The organism is Mesobacillus subterraneus, assembly GCF_003937825.1.
Lineage (GTDB): Bacteria > Bacillota > Bacilli > Bacillales > Cytobacillaceae > Mesobacillus > Mesobacillus subterraneus.
Genome location: NZ_RSFW01000019.1, coordinates 20,920 through 37,664, shown reverse-complemented (window position 1 = coordinate 37,664; position 16,745 = coordinate 20,920). Strand labels below are relative to the sequence as shown.

Annotated in this window: 23 protein-coding genes, 1 pseudogene and 1 riboswitch; of the genes and pseudogenes, 17 read left to right on the top strand and 7 right to left on the bottom strand. The window is 42.7% G+C overall.

Annotation, left to right across the window (positions count from 1 at the left end):
- Positions 1-13: 13 nt before the first annotated feature.
- The 3 genes from EJA10_RS16540 to EJA10_RS16530 all read left to right on the top strand — a co-directional run bounded on the left by EJA10_RS16540 (position 14) and on the right by EJA10_RS16530 (position 2,184).
- Complete coding sequence (locus EJA10_RS16540) at positions 14-619, top strand: alpha/beta hydrolase (RefSeq protein ID WP_125481136.1); 606 nt, start codon at positions 14-16, stop codon at positions 617-619.
- A gap of 84 nt (positions 620-703) precedes the next feature.
- Positions 704-1,390, top strand: a complete 687-nt coding sequence (locus EJA10_RS16535; RefSeq protein ID WP_125481135.1) for an aspartate/glutamate racemase family protein — start codon at positions 704-706, stop codon at positions 1,388-1,390.
- A gap of 26 nt (positions 1,391-1,416) precedes the next feature.
- The gene (locus EJA10_RS16530) at positions 1,417-2,184 is read left to right on the top strand and encodes an alpha/beta hydrolase (RefSeq protein ID WP_125481134.1); all 768 of its coding nucleotides are present in this window, start codon (positions 1,417-1,419) and stop codon (positions 2,182-2,184) included.
- 53 nt (positions 2,185-2,237) lie between these two features.
- Here EJA10_RS16530 and EJA10_RS16525 read toward each other — a convergent pair whose 3' ends face one another.
- From EJA10_RS16525 to EJA10_RS16515, 3 genes are all read right to left on the bottom strand, one after another.
- The gene (locus EJA10_RS16525; RefSeq protein WP_125481133.1) at positions 2,238-2,684 is read right to left on the bottom strand and encodes a hotdog fold thioesterase; all 447 of its coding nucleotides are present in this window, start codon (positions 2,682-2,684) and stop codon (positions 2,238-2,240) included.
- Between the two features lie 74 nt (positions 2,685-2,758).
- The gene (locus EJA10_RS16520; protein ID WP_125481132.1) at positions 2,759-3,091 is read right to left on the bottom strand and encodes a cyclic-phosphate processing receiver domain-containing protein; all 333 of its coding nucleotides are present in this window, start codon (positions 3,089-3,091) and stop codon (positions 2,759-2,761) included.
- Between the two features lie 590 nt (positions 3,092-3,681).
- Positions 3,682-4,014: a hypothetical protein gene (locus EJA10_RS16515; protein WP_125481131.1), complete on the bottom strand. Its 333-nt coding sequence runs from the start codon at positions 4,012-4,014 to the stop codon at positions 3,682-3,684.
- A 177-nt stretch (positions 4,015-4,191) separates the two neighbouring features.
- Between EJA10_RS16515 and EJA10_RS16510 the strand changes: the two genes are divergently transcribed.
- Entirely contained in the window at positions 4,192-4,797 is a 606-nt protein-coding gene (locus EJA10_RS16510) for a class I SAM-dependent methyltransferase (RefSeq protein WP_125481130.1), read from the top strand.
- A gap of 105 nt (positions 4,798-4,902) precedes the next feature.
- Positions 4,903-5,385 (top strand): PaaI family thioesterase, encoded by a 483-nt coding sequence (locus EJA10_RS16505; protein WP_125481129.1) that lies wholly within the window; start codon positions 4,903-4,905, stop codon positions 5,383-5,385.
- A 45-nt stretch (positions 5,386-5,430) separates the two neighbouring features.
- On the opposite strand, the gene EJA10_RS16500 is transcribed toward EJA10_RS16505, so the two are convergent.
- The gene (locus tag EJA10_RS16500) at positions 5,431-5,940 is read right to left on the bottom strand and encodes a hypothetical protein (RefSeq protein ID WP_125481128.1); all 510 of its coding nucleotides are present in this window, start codon (positions 5,938-5,940) and stop codon (positions 5,431-5,433) included.
- A 138-nt stretch (positions 5,941-6,078) separates the two neighbouring features.
- Here EJA10_RS16500 and EJA10_RS16495 point away from each other — a divergent pair, with 138 nt between their 5' ends.
- A complete protein-coding gene (locus EJA10_RS16495; protein ID WP_125481127.1) occupies positions 6,079-6,792 on the top strand; it encodes a nucleotidyltransferase domain-containing protein in 714 nt (237 codons plus the stop codon).
- Between the two features lie 44 nt (positions 6,793-6,836).
- Here EJA10_RS16495 and EJA10_RS16490 read toward each other — a convergent pair whose 3' ends face one another.
- Both EJA10_RS16490 and EJA10_RS16485 read right to left on the bottom strand, forming a co-directional pair.
- Positions 6,837-7,298, bottom strand: a complete 462-nt coding sequence (locus EJA10_RS16490) for a hypothetical protein (protein WP_125481126.1) — start codon at positions 7,296-7,298, stop codon at positions 6,837-6,839.
- Between the two features lie 21 nt (positions 7,299-7,319).
- The gene (locus EJA10_RS16485) at positions 7,320-7,736 is read right to left on the bottom strand and encodes a hypothetical protein (protein ID WP_125481125.1); all 417 of its coding nucleotides are present in this window, start codon (positions 7,734-7,736) and stop codon (positions 7,320-7,322) included.
- A gap of 379 nt (positions 7,737-8,115) precedes the next feature.
- On the opposite strand from EJA10_RS16485, the gene EJA10_RS16480 reads away from it, so the two are divergent.
- The 6 genes from EJA10_RS16480 to EJA10_RS16455 all read left to right on the top strand — a co-directional run bounded on the left by EJA10_RS16480 (position 8,116) and on the right by EJA10_RS16455 (position 11,467).
- Positions 8,116-8,349 carry a hypothetical protein gene (locus tag EJA10_RS16480; protein ID WP_125481124.1) on the top strand — a complete coding sequence of 78 codons (234 nt, stop codon included), beginning with the start codon at positions 8,116-8,118 and terminating at the stop codon, positions 8,347-8,349.
- Between the two features lie 165 nt (positions 8,350-8,514).
- Entirely contained in the window at positions 8,515-8,892 is a 378-nt protein-coding gene (locus tag EJA10_RS16475) for a hypothetical protein (RefSeq protein ID WP_125481123.1), read from the top strand.
- Positions 8,893-8,967: 75 nt separating this feature from the next.
- Positions 8,968-9,010, top strand: a riboswitch (PreQ1 riboswitch).
- A gap of 54 nt (positions 9,011-9,064) precedes the next feature.
- Complete coding sequence (gene queC / locus EJA10_RS16470) at positions 9,065-9,721, top strand: 7-cyano-7-deazaguanine synthase QueC (protein ID WP_125481122.1); 657 nt, start codon at positions 9,065-9,067, stop codon at positions 9,719-9,721.
- Complete coding sequence (gene queD, locus EJA10_RS16465; protein WP_125481121.1) at positions 9,721-10,197, top strand: 6-carboxytetrahydropterin synthase QueD; 477 nt, start codon at positions 9,721-9,723, stop codon at positions 10,195-10,197. Before queC ends, queD begins: the two co-directional genes overlap by 1 nt.
- Positions 10,190-10,915 (top strand): 7-carboxy-7-deazaguanine synthase QueE, encoded by a 726-nt coding sequence (gene queE, locus EJA10_RS16460; protein ID WP_125481120.1) that lies wholly within the window; start codon positions 10,190-10,192, stop codon positions 10,913-10,915. Before queD ends, queE begins: the two co-directional genes overlap by 8 nt.
- 12 nt (positions 10,916-10,927) lie before the next feature.
- Positions 10,928-11,467 carry a VUT family protein gene (locus EJA10_RS16455; RefSeq protein ID WP_125481119.1) on the top strand — a complete coding sequence of 180 codons (540 nt, stop codon included), beginning with the start codon at positions 10,928-10,930 and terminating at the stop codon, positions 11,465-11,467.
- Between the two features lie 27 nt (positions 11,468-11,494).
- On the opposite strand, the gene EJA10_RS16450 is transcribed toward EJA10_RS16455, so the two are convergent.
- Positions 11,495-12,370: an SDR family oxidoreductase gene (locus EJA10_RS16450; protein WP_125481118.1), complete on the bottom strand. Its 876-nt coding sequence runs from the start codon at positions 12,368-12,370 to the stop codon at positions 11,495-11,497.
- A gap of 118 nt (positions 12,371-12,488) precedes the next feature.
- On the opposite strand from EJA10_RS16450, the gene EJA10_RS16445 reads away from it, so the two are divergent.
- The 5 genes and pseudogenes from EJA10_RS16445 to EJA10_RS16425 form a co-directional block, all read left to right on the top strand.
- Positions 12,489-12,755: a hypothetical protein gene (locus tag EJA10_RS16445; protein ID WP_125481117.1), complete on the top strand. Its 267-nt coding sequence runs from the start codon at positions 12,489-12,491 to the stop codon at positions 12,753-12,755.
- Positions 12,756-13,035: 280 nt separating this feature from the next.
- Positions 13,036-14,070: a Delta(5) desaturase DesA gene (desA, locus tag EJA10_RS16440; RefSeq protein ID WP_125481116.1), complete on the top strand. Its 1,035-nt coding sequence runs from the start codon at positions 13,036-13,038 to the stop codon at positions 14,068-14,070.
- Between the two features lie 170 nt (positions 14,071-14,240).
- Positions 14,241-15,383, top strand: a complete 1,143-nt coding sequence (locus EJA10_RS16435; RefSeq protein WP_125481115.1) for a sensor histidine kinase — start codon at positions 14,241-14,243, stop codon at positions 15,381-15,383.
- On the top strand, positions 15,380-15,979 hold the full coding sequence (locus EJA10_RS16430; RefSeq protein ID WP_125481114.1) for a response regulator transcription factor: 600 nt from the start codon (positions 15,380-15,382) through the stop codon (positions 15,977-15,979). The genes EJA10_RS16435 and EJA10_RS16430 overlap by 4 nt, the downstream gene beginning before the upstream one ends.
- A gap of 341 nt (positions 15,980-16,320) precedes the next feature.
- Positions 16,321-16,722, top strand: a pseudogene (locus EJA10_RS16425) (transposase); the annotation flags it as partial.
- Positions 16,723-16,745 lie beyond the last annotated feature (23 nt).

Genomic DNA, 16,745 nt, shown 5'->3' with positions numbered 1-16,745 from the left:
ATGGTGTAAAACCATGAAACACATCTTTCAAAAAGGTTCAGATGAATCAAGACCGACGTTATTGCTGCTGCATGGTACGGGGGGAAATGAAAATGACCTGCTTCCTTTAGCTAAGATGGTCGATCAGGAAGCTTCTGTCTTGAGCGTCAGGGGGAATATTCTTGAACACGGAATGCCTCGCTTCTTCCGCAGACTGGCGGAAGGAGTATTTGATGAAGAAGATCTGGTGTTCCGTACGAAGGAATTAAATGAATTCTTAGATGAAGCTTCAGCAAAATATGGTTTTGACCGGGACAATATAATCGCGGTTGGATATTCCAATGGAGCCAATATCGCAGCCAGCCTGTTGTTCCACTATAAAAAATCACTAAAAGGGGCCGTTCTGCATCACCCGATGGTGCCAAGAAGGGGAATTCAACTTCCTGACCAAACCGGAACAGCCGTTTTTATTGCCGCAGGCAAAAACGACCCCATCTGTCCAGCTCAGGAGTCTGTGGAATTGAAAACATTGCTTGCAGAGTCAAATGCTGATGTAGAAATTCATTGGGAAAACAACGGTCACCAGCTGACACTTCAGGAAGTAGAAGCAGCTAGTGAATGGTACAGAAAACATTTTTAAGAAACTTTAGGGCAATCAGCTGTTGATTGTCCTTTTTTGTGTACAGGGAGTTATAATTTTATCATGGTAGAAGGAGGGACGTGCGTGAAGACAATTGGTTTGATTGGAGGCATGAGCTGGGAGTCTACAGCAGAATATTACCGGATCATAAATGAAGAAGTTCGGCAGCGCCTTGGAGGTCTCCATTCCTCTAAATGCATTCTTTACAGTGTTGATTTTGATGAAATCGAAAAATGCCAGGCAGAGAACAGGTGGGATGAGGCTGGAGACATTCTGGCCAGCGCAGCTGAGAACCTTGAGAGAGCAGGTGCAGATTTCATCATCATCTGCACCAACACGATGCATAAGGTGATAGATCGTATTATGGCTCGAACCTGTCTGCCTATCGTTCATATTGCAGATGTGACAGCTGGCATCATTAAGAAGCATGGCATCCGAAAGGTAGGTTTGCTGGGCACCAAGTATACGATGGAGCAGGATTTCTATAAAGACCAGATTGAGACTCATCAACTGGAAGTGCTCGTTCCTGATTTAGGGGACAGGGAAAAGATAAACAGTACGATTTTTGAAGAACTATGTCTCGGAGTCATCCAGGAAGGCTCAAGAGAGTATTTCAAGAAGGTGATCGAACGACTTATTACCGAAGGCGCAGGCATCATCCTCGGCTGCACTGAGATTGGCTTTCTGATCAAACAGGAGGATATCGATATACCACTATTTGATACAACGGCAATCCATGCCAAAGGTGCTGTGGAGATGGCCCTCAAATAAAGTTCTATGCAATAGGAGGTTACAACATGTTCGAGCATTTTAGCGTCAAAATGACCACCCTGGATCGCGAAAGAACGATTCGGGTTTATTTACCGGAAAGCTACCATGAACACCCCAATAAACGATATCCCGTCCTTTTCATGCATGACGGACAAAATCTTTACAAGGATGAAGATGCGGGATATGGAATGTCCTGGGGGATATCGGATTACCTTGAGGAGAGCGGGCTGGAGTTGATTGTTGTTGGAATCGACTGCAACGATGGCTATAAGCGACTCGATGAATACTCGCCCTGGGCCAGTTCCGAGATGAGGAATATCTTTGCACCGGAACTTGATGGAATCGGCGGGGAAGGAAAAGACTATATTGAGTTTGTCGTACACGAACTCAAACCGCTGATACATCAAAAATATCGCACCAGGCCCGATGAAACTGCAATGGCCGGCAGCTCTATGGGAGGGTTGATTTCCACCTATGCGGCTTGCATCTATCCAGGCATCTTCAAAAAAGTTGCTTCGGTTTCTTCTGCCTATTGGTTTGCCCAAGAAGAAATCGCACAGTTGATTAAAGAATGTGACCTTTCAGCAGTCGAAAAATTCTATCTTGATGCAGGTACTAATGAATCTTCTGGAACCATTGATAGTGAAAGGTATATTGAATCAGGCAAGGCTGTTTTTTCTTTGCTGAAGGAAAAAGTCAAAGATGTTGAATTCGTGGTCGCAGAAGGAGCGGTCCATAACGAACTCGCCTGGCGTAAAAGAGTGCCCGCTATTTTCAAGTATCTTTATGGTTAAGAATTTTTATAAAAAATAGTAATGGACCAGGAAGACTCCTGGTCCATTTTGTATTAATCCTCTGGGACAAAATATTTTTCCTTCCGATAAGCTGTCGCTTCCATGGTTGAAATCAACTCACCGTTACTTTCAATTGCAATTTTATACCATGCGGTCCTGTAATTTTTTCTTTCTTCAGTTGCTTTTGCTGTGACCACCGAACCCAATTGGCCTGCAGCCATATAATTAACAGTAGTGGTCAATCCTACAGACATTCTTCCATACGAATTGCAGGCGGACTGAAAGGCAAAATCGGCGAGTGCGAAAGTGACAGCACCGTGGAGGGTTCCATGCATATTGAGCATGCCATCCTGAACCAGCAGCTCGGACTTCGCAGAACCAGGACCTAGTTCTGAAAGCCGAATTCCCAATGATTTGGCATAAGAATCTCTTTCTAACACTTCGATTATTTTTGCTTTATATCTTAGGTGGATTTCGGTTTCTGACATGTTCTTTTCCATTTACCAAACCTCCATTCATAGATAATTTCGTTATCCTGAAGGTTATTTCCTTTGAAGGATGGCAAATTCAATTTTCAGGGGTAAAGGGGCAGGGGGCGAAGATAAACTTTAATGTTCTGAGGCATCATGTGGTCTTTCTGAGCATTCAGGAAGCAATTGTACATCGCTTTTCCTCCAACAGAATTGGCTGAATGAATGGTGATCCGGTTAGCAAAAAGTCGTTCTGCCACCATAATTTTCACCAGCATTAAGCCATTCCTTGAATAGCTGGTAAGATCATGGTCCAATGATAGATGGTCAATTTCATAGCTTTTTAACAAGATGATACATTCATCGATTGTTTCGGCCAGGACATATCCTTGTGGCGGCTTGCGAAAGTCATCCAGGAAAACACTGATCTTCTCCATTTCTTTTCCTCCTTCCCTAAAATGGGGTGACTAAGAAAAGTCGAGAAGCCCTAGACTTATTCTCTCAAGGCTAACACATTTTTTGGCAGAATGGGGCAATTTTAGATTGGGAAATCCTTCTTTTTTTCTTGACATCGCCCTTAGAGCTTACTCCCAGGCGGATTATGGGAGTTTAAGAAAAAAACAAATTTGAAACCCTAACCATGTTGATTCTTTTTTAATTAACCCATTATATGGAAAAAGTAGTGAAATGCCGATTTTCATAGTGAAAAGGGAGCAAATCGTAGTGTAAATACCGAAAAACGTAGTGACTAGAACAAAAAACGTAGTGAAAATTGATGAAATCGTAGTGAATTGTATTAATGGTCGACTTGAATAGCTATAGAGTCGTAGCGTTTAGCCCGAAAATCGATATGACGGGGACAAAGATTGAAGTGTCCAGGTAAAAAATTGTTTTTTCAGCATGAAAACGAAGGGATTAATCAAAAAATCGTGTTCATCTAGCCCTTTGCACAATGGGGGCACACAACAATTAAAAAAAACCGGCCCAAGGACCGATTTTAGGCTGCGAATAAATCTCATCGCAAATATTAACAGCTGCTGTCCTTTGCTGCACAGTCATTTGACCTGAAAACACCGGCCAGAATCGCAGGTTTAAACAAACTGACCGGATGGGATTTCAGATGCAGGACACTCATGAACTGAGCATATACTTTCTCGTTCTGAAAGCCGGCCACGACGACTTTTTTCACAAACCATTGCAGGAATGTCAGCCCGAACGGTTTTTTCCCGCTTGTGGATCCAAACCGAAAGTCCTCTGTCAATGCAATCAGCCAGGGGATCTCGATGATTCTGTTCACCTGACTGTGGAAAGCTTTTGTTAACTTTGCTTTACTTTCACCCTTTGCCAGTAACTTGCTCAATCAGCTGCTCTTTTGCCGTTCTTCTGTTCGTACATCCCATCATTTATCCCCCAAGAAACTCCAGTAATATAGTAATGTTACAACATGCTAGGGTGAGTTAAAATATATATATAGGAATTATTAACTATCAACTGGAAAGAATAATAGCCTTTATGAAACGAAATGGAGTTCAAAGGAATGAATGATCAAATGTTTGATAGAAAGCTGAACATTAAAACAACTGGTGAACAGATGGGTTTCATGGCATCTTTGCATTACCATCGATATGAGCCGACCCCATACAGCGCTCTGGAGAGATTCTTTGAGGACTACAAGCTTGAGCCCCGTGATAAAATCGTCGACTTTGGCTGCGGCAAGGGCAGATTGAACTTTTACCTGAATCATCGATTCAACAATCATTGTATTGGAGTAGAGATGAACGAATTGTTCTATTATGAAGCATTGGAAAATAAGCTGAGCTATTTGAAGCGTTTCAAAAACAGGGGAGACAGAATCAATTTTCACAGTGTCCTTGCTGAGGAATATGACATTCAAAATGACGAAAACCGATTCTATTTCTTTAATCCTTTTACCGTTCAAATTTTCATGAATGTAGTGAATAATATTTTGTTGTCGTTTGAAAACTCGCCAAGGGAACTGGATTTGATTTTGTATTATCCTTCAGAGGACTATATCTTTTATCTTGAGAATCAGTCTCCATTTGAATTGGTAAACGAGGTCAACCTTCCAGATCAAAATCCTAATGAACGGTTTTTAGTTTATCGGATTGGTCCTGTTCTTTGAGATATCGGAAACTGCTTATGTATTACGAATGCAAAGAAGGAATTGCGACGCCTCAAGAAGAATGTATACCAATAAGAAACTTCACTGTATCTAGGAGGAGATTTTATGGTAGAAAGCATAAAGAACGCAATTCAGGACGAGTATCCGGAAGATTTCGCGTGGTGTTATGGCTGCGGAAGGATGAATGAACAAGGGCATCATTTCCGCACTGGCTGGGACGGCGACACGACCGTTACCGTGTACAAACCAAAGCAGGAGCACATGGCATTGCCTGGTTTTGTTTATGGCGGGTTAATTGGATCGCTTGTCGATTGCCATGGTACTGGGTCAGCAGCACTATACCTTCATCGAAAAAACGGCAATGAACCCGGGGATGGAGCAGAACCACCAAGATTCGTCACTGCATCACTGCATGTCGATTTCCTGAAGCCAACTCCACAGGGTGAAGATTTGAAAGCAGTGGGGACTGTGCACGAAATCCACCCTAAGAAATATAAGGTTGTGACCGAAGTGTTCGCCGGGGAGGACCTCTGTGCCAAAGGTGAGGTCTTGGCTGTGGTCATGCCGGCAACTTTTACCGCTAAATAACTTGTGTAAAAGCAAAAAGTCCCTGGTTCGCCCAGGGACTTTTATTTATTCAAGTGGATCCAGGATGGTTGTTGGCAGGTAGCCTTCATCATCAGATTTCATAACCTTTACTTTTGTGCGTCTCAGATCTCTTTCAAGAATCTCCACTTCGGTAGCAGCCTGGATTTCCTTAACCTGCTTGTCCTCAACAATCTTGTCCACACCTTCGAAATCATTTACCTCAATCAATTGATACAGTTCATCATAGGCTTCAGGAGTGAGTGCAAGCAATGCATCTTTTTTAACAGTAGCCTGATCGCCTTTTTGAAGCGTATTGTCCTTAAGCTCCTGTTCGCTTTCTTTATAAGTGTCCTTCATGTTCTGGATGATACCTGGCGTCTCAGCTTTGACCGTATCTGCCACTTCTTTGGACTTTTCCTCCGTGGCTTCTGCCGCTTCCTTTGCCTCTTGTTCGATTTGCTTTGCACCATTTTCCGCTTCTTCACTGCTGCAGCCGGATCCTAACAAGATGATCAATCCAAATGGGAGCAACAGTGATTTTATTGAAAACGCCATAAAATTTCCTCCCTGCTCAATCACACTTTATATTGTAGGATACCACTGTAAGCTTATCGCAAAACATATGAACGCCTGTCGACAAATTCAGAATTATCATTAATAATTAAGTCAATGTATAAATTTGGAGGTAACAGTATGAATAGAACAGAGAAGATGGCACCATTTGAAGCCGCCAGGAGGTTTGTTGATGAGACTTTTCCTGAATGCGATGCCGCCTTGCTGGCGGGCAGTATCACCAGAGGGGAGGAAACATCGACGTCTGATCTGGACATTGTGATCTTCGATGAAAATATCCCTTCCGCCTATAGAGAATCCATGTTTGCTTACGGTTGGCCTATTGAGGTATTTGTCCATAATTATCAATCTTACCGAACGTTTTTTGAGAACGATGTTAAGAGGGCCAGACCTAGTTTGCCGCGGATGGTTTCAGAGGGGGTCATCCTAAGGGAAGGCAGACAATTGCCATTGATTGTGGAAGAGGCAAAATCAATTCTGAAAAATGGACCTGAACCATTGAGTATCAAGGAGATTGATTTTAAACGCTACTTTATAACTGATTCTCTTGATGATTTTATTGGCTCTGAAAACAAAGATGAAGAGATTTTTATTGCCAGTACCCTTGCTGAGCAACTGCATGAATTCGTACTGAGGACGAACAATCGCTGGATTGGCCGTTCAAAATGGGTAGTCAGGGAGTTGAAAAGTTTTGACCCTCTGCTGGCAGAACGCTATACGAAGTCCTTCAGAGAATATTACCGAACCGGAGAGAAAAGAGCTGTCATAGAATTGGCAGAATCGATTTTAGAACCATATGGCGGACGGCTATTTGAAGGATTCACCATAAAATAATAATAGAAACGCGAAAAAGCAGCCTAAGCTGCTTTTTTACATCTTCAAGCTCTGAATGAAAATAACAGCAACAGTGCTGATAAGCCTTGGATACACACACTTAACAAGGCAAATACAACTATGATATTCTGCCCCGATAATAAACTTTCCGGCAGTCCGCATATAGATGGATCCAGCACAATTGCCCCAAGCATGGTACCCATCATTCCACTGATGCCTCCATGGTATATTCCTGCAATGATTGATTGTGAATTTAAGAGAGACCCATAAAGCCACCCAAATCCGATTCCAATCAAGATGTTCAACACACCTATCATTTCTATATGGTTCTGAAATAACAATACAAGGCCAAGAGAAATTGCCAGCCCACTGGTACTGCTTGATACGTAAGAAGAGGTAAAACCGAATCTGTCTGTAAAAATTATCATTCTTCTTTTCAAAAAATAGTAAAGGGAGATTCCGATAGTCAGGTTGATCATTATAGTAAGAATTAAAACGATCACCATTTGCACCTCCACAAAACTTTGTCAGGCCTTGTAGGCAGAAGCAGCCACAAAAATAAAAATACAGATGATGAAAATCTCTACCATGATGAGGAATAAAACTCCTTCAAAAGCCACAGCACCTACCATTGGTGCCATGATGCCCATAATCAGTCCATTTATGAATCCAGTCAATATAGTTTGATAATCAAATAGATTTCCGAACAGGATACCGGTTATGCACCCAATGACTACTGCAATCAAGGTCGCCTCCAAAAAATACAAAGGATGGAGATTAATAAAGACGATTCCCGTACCCAGCGCAAGTCCGCCTCCAGCTGCCATTGAAATATTCATACCAAGATGAAAGCCTATCCGCTTCCTCCGATGGTAAAGGTAGATATACAAAACATACGCTGATAAGAAATTGATTGGATAAAAAATCACAATCCATTCCGGCATGATCCATCACCTCTAATGTTCAATGTATTCATTCCTACATCAGAAGTGTTTGAAATAATTTCCAAAAGCGAATGAACCTTTAAGGAAATCTACCCATAATATAATGAGACTTTTTCCGAAAAGGGGGGCCGCAATTTGAAAACTGGGATGCGCCATTCGCATTATATTAAAGCCCTAATTGAAGCAAGAAATAATGAAACCAGGCAGATTGATTGATCCCATCCATGAAACAGGCCAGTACATCTCCTCGCCTCCAGGAGCAACGTCGCTTGAATAAAACCGATTATTAACTGAATACATGGAGCAAAAGAATCTCCATACTTTTGTTAATATCGTACCCGGGTTAAAGAAACCAATATTATTAAAGAGATTTTTTAAAATGAAGCGGAATCAGGAGGTCGTTGTCTCCACTGAACTCAATGGTAAAACCATTGAGCTTTCCGGGAAGGTGGCAGCAATCGGCAGGGATTTCGTCATGCTGACAAATTTGAAGGACCGGTTCTGGATACGATATCAGGCAATTTTATCAGCAAATAGTCCTCCAGGTGTACCGACAAAAGAAGCTTCACATCAGAACCTCATTTATGACAATGTTCTGAAAATGCGGTTTTGATAACCAATTTTGGAGAAACCGTTGCAAGACAGGAAGCATTGATTCCGCCTGAGCATATGTCCTCCTGAATAGCTTGACCATGCTGAATAGATTATTATAAAGTTTAGGGACAGGTGTTAGAATAGAATGAGCGATAATTTTTAAAGGTCATCAGAGAGGACGGATATGATGGAGGAGATCGTCAAGAAATTACGTTATAAGCATGGGAGCGCAGCTGTGGTGAACGCACCGGATGGGTTCCGTCTTGGAATTGAATCAAATGATGCTTCTTGTCAGAATGAGTTTACCCTGTTGTTTGTCAATAACAGTGATGAAGTCAAAAGCCTGCTCTCGGAAACTATTTCTTCACTTAATGAAGATGCACTTTTCTGGATTGCGTTTCCGAAGAAAAGCTCCAAGGTCAAAACAGACATCAACCGCGATATCCTTGCAAGTCTAGTCCAGGAACTGTCTGCTTATCGTCCTGTGAGCAATGTATCGATCGACGACAAATGGTCTGCCCTCCGGTTCAGGCATACGGACCTTGTTAAGACCAAGAAATAAAATGTCATAAGAAAAGCTTTTATTTTATAAGATATATGATAAAATGATTAAGTCAAAATTACATATTCCGTTTTTACGGAAGAGGTTCTAGCTACCCTCTCAAAAAAACTAAGGGAAAACAGTACTGCTGTCTTAGTGGTGCTGTTTTTTTCTGTTAAAAGGAGATTTACCTATGAAAAAAGAAAAAGCTGTTGTCGTTTTCAGCGGCGGGCAAGATAGTACGACATGCCTGTTTTGGGCAATGAAGGAATTCTCCAGTGTCGAGGCAGTCACATTCGATTACAACCAGCGGCACAGGACGGAGATTGACTGTGCGAGGGCAATCACAAGTGAGCTTGGAATCAAGCATCATGTGTTGGATATGAGCCTGCTGAACCAGCTTGCCCCCAATGCTCTCACTCGAGAAGAAATCGCTGTAGAGGATGGGGAAGAAGGAGGACTGCCATCAACCTTCGTACCAGGAAGGAATTTGCTATTCATGTCCTTTGCAGGTGTGCTAGCGAGCCAGGTTCAGGCAAAGCATATCGTAACAGGGGTATGCGAAACGGATTTCAGCGGGTATCCCGATTGCCGCGATATATTCGTAAAGTCCCTGAATGTCACGCTGAATCTATCAATGGACCAGGATTTTGTCATTCACACACCATTGATGTGGTTGAATAAAGCGGAAACCTGGAAATTGGCCGATGAGCTTGGCGCTCTTGATTTCGTCCGTACCAAAACATTGACTTGTTATAACGGAATCATAGCCGATGGCTGCGGTGTGTGCCCCGCTTGCAAGCTGAGAAAAAAAGGGCTTGATCAGTTCCTGGAAGGGGATGTTTCATAATGTACGACTTCCGTATTGTAGAGCAGCTGCAAAAAATAGATAAAGATATTAAGAGAGAGCAATTAAAATATCATGCAAAGCGCGTTCTTGTCAGCAAGGAATTCACCTTTGATGCCGCGCACCATCTGCACGAATACGAGGGAAAATGCAAAAATCTCCACGGCCATACTTACAAGGTCATATTCGGAATCAGCGGCTATGTCGACTCCAGAGGATTAATGATTGATTTTGGTGACATAAAAGATATTTGGAAATCCGAAATCGAAGTTCATTTGGACCATCGATATCTAAATGAAACTTTGCCTCCCATGAATACGACTGCAGAAAACATGGTTGTCTGGATTTTCGAGAAAATGTCCGAAGCACTTTCCAGAAGAGAGAATTTATACATCGGTGTACAAGTTGAATTTGTCAGGCTTTACGAAACCCCTACAAGCTATGCGGAAGCAAGACGGGAGTGGATGGAGATTGACTAAGATTCCTGTATTGGAAATATTCGGCCCAACAATCCAGGGAGAAGGAATGGTCGTTGGACAGAAAACAATGTTTGTCCGTACTGCAGGTTGTGATTATTCATGCGCTTGGTGTGATTCATCATTTACTTGGGATGGATCAGGAAAAGACTTAATCATGCAAATGGATGCCGAGGAAATCTGGAGGGAGCTGGAAAGGCTTGGCGGCGACCGTTTTTCGCATGTGACGATTTCAGGAGGTAATCCGGCTTTGCTGAAAAGCCTGTCGAGTCTCGTAACTTTATTGAAGGCTTATCAAATTAAGATTTGCCTGGAGACACAGGGGAGCAGATGGCAGGATTGGTTTTTGCAGATTGATGCGCTTACTCTTTCGCCAAAGCCTCCAAGCTCAGGTATGAAGACGGATTTCAAGATTTTGGACAGTATTATAGCTAACCTGCAGGGGAAGGCATCCAATGAGGTAAGCTTAAAAGTCGTCGTTTTTGATGATGCTGATATGCAATACGCCAAGATGGTGCATCATCGATATCCGGGATTGCCTTTCTACTTGCAGGTGGGCAATGAGGAAATTAACATGACAGATCAACCAAGATTTGTTTCATTATTGCTGGATAAATATGAATGGCTGATAAACAGAGTGATTGAGGACAGTGAACTGAAAGATGTTCGGGTCCTTCCCCAGCTTCATTCTTTGGTCTGGGGAAATAAAAGAGGAGTTTAGGAGGTTAAATAGATGAGAATCTTATTATATTTAGTATCCATTGTGGCCGCGAATGTCATCACAGCGGCATTCGCACCGCTTCACTTGGGGATGTTCATTATTCCAATGGGAACTTTGCTGATTGGGGCTACGTTCATCTTCCGTGATCTGGTCCAAAATAAATACGGCCGCGCGAAAACGTATATGTTCATCGCTACTGCATTGATGTTGTCAGCTCTCGTATCATTCATTCTTGGGGACACACTTTTAATCGTTTTTGCCTCAGCGTTGAGCTTTGCCGTCGCTGAAACAACTGATACGGAAATATACACAAGGCTGAAGCTGCCAATGAGCTGGAGAGTTTTTTACAGCGGATTGGTCGGCGGACTGCTGGACTCCGTAATTTTTGTCATCATCGGATTAAGCCCCATCGGTGCGAACTTCCTTCCTTGGGAAGCTGTACCGGCAGCTATTTTAGGCCAGGTAATTGTTAAAACGATCATCCAGGGCATTGGCGCAATGCTGCTCAACCCTGTAAGCAATATGTTCAATAACAAAGCATTATCCAATTAAAATAAGAACGGTGCCGTAGCACCGTTCTTATTTTTGTCTAATAGTCAGCTGTGAAAACTTAAGTTTTCTCATAACGATTTTCTCAATCACCTTCCATGGCATGACATGTTTCAGATTGATTGTCGTCTTTACTCCTATGCCAATTGGATACCTGAATTGTGCATCTTCGTCTGCAGAGGCAATCCTGGCAGCGAGTCTTGCGACATCCACCGGATTACCGTAGCCCGCTTCACCTTTCTTGAGTTCGTCCAAAATCGCGTGTTTAAAAGGTTCATAGGGAGAATTCTCTTTCATTGTCACCTTTCCAACGCTTTCCCATATATTCGTTTTATAGGATCCCGGCTCAATAAGGACGACATCAATGCCGAATGGCTTGAGTTCTAGTCTTAAGCTCTCACTATAACCTTCAAGCGCATGCTTAGACGCCGAATAAGCAGACAACCCTGGAAAACCGAACCTTCCGCTGATACTGCTCATGTTGATGATTTTTCCTGAGCCTTGTTTTCGCATATAAGGAAGCACAGCCTGAGTAACAGCTACCACTCCAAAGAAGTTCGTGTCAAATTGCTTCCGATAGTCCTCTAGTGAAAGCTCCTCACTGAACCCTCCCTGAGCAAACCCCGCGTTGTTCACCAGCACATCTACTGACGGGAGGGATTGTAAATAAACTTTAAATTCCTCGATGGAAGAAGAACAGGTTACATCCAGAGGGTGGATGCACAAATTTCCCTCGAGCTTTTCTGCTGCTGCAATCTCCTGCAATCCAACAGCTTTTTGTGGATTTCTCATCGTTGCTGTTACTTTGAAACCTGACCTCGCCAGTTCCATGGCAATCAGCAATCCAAAACCGCTGGAGGAACCTGTGACTATAGCATTTTTCATTTCTTCACCTTTTTCTGACATCCTTTTTTCTCATTCTACAGTTTCTCGATCTTTTTGAACATGAAACAAGGTATCTTTATTTTCTACTTGGAAAAAATGTTATACTGTGAAATTCCCAATTTAGGGAGGAGCAGGGACATTGACAAAGGAAGAAACCTTCAAGCTTCTGGCTTTGATTGAAAGCATGTACCCCAATGTGACAGTAAAAAATGAAACTGTTCTGCACTGGATGGCGTACTGTGGTTTCCTAGATCATTCACTTGTTATTAACAATCTGCTTCGGCATGCCCGTTCAAAGCCTTATCCGCCAAGCTTTGATGAAATCACTGGATTGCAGGAATCGAATGCAGCCGTCTCCGGACTTTTTTGGCAGAACGAATATTCAATTAGAGCAAACCATCGATAGCTCATTTAAAGCGAAAATGTATGAATGCACCGAATTGCAATATTCAATCCCCAAAAAGGGGTTCCCATAAGGAAAATCATGATCCGAAAAAATTATTAACAAATATTATTACCTGGTCATAACCAGCTAAAACCCATTGGTATCAACGTTTCCAATCAAAAAAAATAGCGAAACATGACATTTGTCATGTGACATATATGACACCTGCTACTGCACAAGAAACTTTCTCTTATTTATAATTTGGATAACTAAGAAATATGAAAGGGGAATCATTCTCAAGATGGCAACAAACAATGCAAAAGAACTAAAAAAACAGGTCGCCCCTTATGAAAACTCCAATCTAAAGGCAAGCATCATTCAAATCATCAACACGGTCCTGCCATTTATGGCGCTGTGGTTTCTGGCATACAAAAGCCTGGAAATCTCCTATTTGCTGACTTTGGTTGTCGCTGCGGTTGCCGCTGGATTCATGATCAGGATTTTCATCATTTTCCACGACTGCACACACCATTCATTTTTCAAAAATCGCACGGCCAATAAAGTGGTTGGCACACTGACTGGTGTACTTACTTTATTCCCATATAGCCAATGGGGACATGAACATTCAGTTCACCACGCAACAAGCAGCAACCTGGACAAGCGGGGAACAGGTGATATCTGGGTCATGACTGTGGATGAATACCTTGCCGCTCCTTTATGGCAAAAGCTTGCTTACAGAATGTACCGCAACCCTTTTGTCATGTTTGTTCTAGGGCCTATCTACATTGTACTGTTCAAAAACAGGTTCAATCGTAAAGGTGCAAGAATGAAGGAACGCCTGAACACGTATTTAACAAATGTATTAATTTTTGGCATTGCAGCTCTTTTGATCTGGGCGATTGGCTGGAAGGCATTCGTCATGGTAGAGGGACCGATTTTCTTTATCGCTGGCATGTTTGGTATTTGGCTGTTCTATGTGCAGCATACGTTTGAGGATTCTTATTTCGAAGCTGACAAGGATTGGGAATATGTTAAAGCAGCAGTCGAAGGCAGCTCTTATTATAAGCTGCCTAAAGTTCTCCAATGGATCACGGGAAATATTGGTTACCACCACGTTCACCATTTAAGTCCGAGAGTTCCGAACTACAAACTTGAAGAAGTTCACAAGAATACGGAGCCACTACAGAATGTCCCGACCATCACTCTGTCTACTAGCTTGACTTCATTGCGTTTCCGTCTGTGGGATGAAAGACGCAAGCAATTTATCAGCTTTAAAGAAATGAAAGCATTGCAGCACAGCAGCAAGCTAACGGCTCAGACAAAGCCTGAATTATAAAAATTAACTCCCCTTATCCGGAATGCAAAAGCACCCTGGAAGAAGGGGAGTCATTTTTTGTAAGCCGGCATTTTCTCTGTGGTAAAATAAAGAAGGAATGTAAATAAAGGCGTTTTTCATATTTATTGAAATCGTTACTCTTGAAGAGCCATACAAAAAGAGGTATGAATATGTTCAAAAAGTTTTTCAATTCATTAAGAAGCACAGGTATTTCTCCATACATATGGACAATTCTCGGAATATTGCCTTTTTATTTTATCTGGCAATTGCCCACAACCATCGGCAAGGTTATCGGCATCATTCTGACGCTGATGTTCTTCCTCGTATACTGGTTCGCTTTCGTATCAAGAGGCTGGACAGTGTATATTTGGACTTGCATATTAATAGGAATTTCCATTGCCTCGGCAAGTCTGTTCAGCTATGTTTATTTCGCGTTTTTCATTGCCTATTTTATCGGCAATATCAAAGACCGGATTCCCTTTCTGGTCCTTTATTTCATTCACCTTGTCGGTACATCGATTGTCATCAACTTTGAAATTGTCCTGAAAGAAGAGTTCTTTATCAAGCAGCTTCCAATCATCGTGATTGTCTGGATCAGTGTCATCTTGCTGCCATTTAGCATTTATAACAAAAATGCCAGGGGAGTGCTTGAAGAAAAACTGGAGGATGCAAACAAACGGATCTCCGAGCTGGTGAAATTAGAGGAACGCCAGCGCATTGCCAGGGATTTGCATGATACTCTCGGACAAAAGCTCTCACTCATTGGACTAAAAAGTGATTTAGCACGTAAATTGATTAACAAGGACCCTGAACAGGCTAAGGAAGAGCTGAAGGACGTCCAGCAGACGGCAAGGACGGCATTGAATGAAGTCAGAAAAATGGTTGCCGAGATGAGAGGCGTCCGTGTCCGTGATGAATTGGTCCATGTGAAACAAATATTGAAGGCGGCTGAAATCAGATTTGTCGGCAGGGAAGAAGACTTCAACATAACCAATGTCTCTCTCCTTTCAGAAAATATCTTGAGCATGTGCCTGAAAGAGGCTGTCACGAATGTAGTCAAGCATAGCAGGGCTTCGGAATGCAGCATCTCCATCAGCCATATGGAAAAGGAATTGATTGCAAAAATAAGCGATAACGGAGTAGGGAATATCACCGATGAAGACTTATACAAAGGGAGCGGTTTGCAAGGAATGAGGGAACGGCTTGAATTTGTGAATGGCTCACTTGATATTTTCTCTCAAAACGGTACGACTCTGATCGTTAAAATACCTAAGGTACTGAAGCAAACTGACAGGGAGGACCTTATAATATGATTAGGATTGTAATAGCGGAAGACCAGCGCATGCTTCTGGGGGCTCTGGGATCCCTGCTTAGCCTCGAGGATGACATGGAGGTCGTAGGAAAGGCGGCGAACGGGGAAGAAGCAGTCCATCTGGCCAAGCAGCTGCAGCCAGATGTATGTATTATGGATATAGAAATGCCAGGAAAGACAGGATTGGAAGCAGCAGAAGAACTTAAGGGCCTTGGCTGTAAAGTGATCATCTTAACCACGTTCGCACGCTCCGGCTACTTCCAGCGGGCACTGAAGGCTGGAGTAAGCGGCTATTTATTGAAGGATAGCCCCAGCGAAGAGCTGGCCAGTTCCATCCGAAGTGTGATGGGGGGCAGACGAGTGTATGCACCTGAATTGATGGATGATGTCTACAGTGAGGAAAATCCATTGACCGAAAGGGAAATGGAAGTGCTCGAACTTGTGGCCGATGGGAAAAACACGAAGGAAATTGCTGGCCAACTCAGCATCACGACCGGAACCGTACGTAATTATATCTCGACCATCCTTGATAAACTACAGGTCACCAATCGCATAGAAGCCATTACCCAATCGAAAGAAAAAGGATGGTTTAAGTAAGAAAGAGGGTGTCCCAAAAGTTTTAACTCTTGGGCACCCTCTTTATTTTTGAGACTGCTTGTAAAAATGGTCCGTTGATTTCTGTTCCAGGCGCTTCGCTTTCCGCGGGGCTGGCGCTGAGCCTCCTCATCGCTTCGCTCTTGCGGGGTCTCACCTGACCAGCTTAGCCCGCAGGAGTCTTCACGCCTTCCACTCCAATCAACTCAAGTTTCTAAATTCATTTTTTGCGCAAAAAAATACAAGAAAATCCCTCTTGTTATAATTAAGTCACCACAACAAAACAAACAAAAGGAGAGATTTTCTTGTACAAAAATTATAACACAAACCAATTGACCCTTCCAATGGACATTCAATTTTTGATTCCTCAACAACATCTCGTTCGATTGATCGATTTCGCCGTCGATCAGATGAATCTCCATATCTTTTTATCTCTTTATCCGGGAGGTGGCCGTCCGCCTTACCATCCTCGAATGATGTTAAAAGTCATTCATTATGCATATGCCAACCGAATTTATTCCTCTCGACAGATCGCGAAACAACTAACAGAGAACATTATGTTTATGTGGATTTCTGGCGAACAGAAACCGGATTTCCGTACCATCAACCGTTTTCTTTCCGAACGCATGAAAGAAGTTATTTACGAAACGTTCTTTTCCATAGTCGACCTCCTTCGGGAGGAAGGCCTCGTGAAGCTGGAAGATTACTTCGTGGATGGGACAAAAATGGAGGCAAACGCCAACCGTGAACTAGCTACTTAAGATGGAAC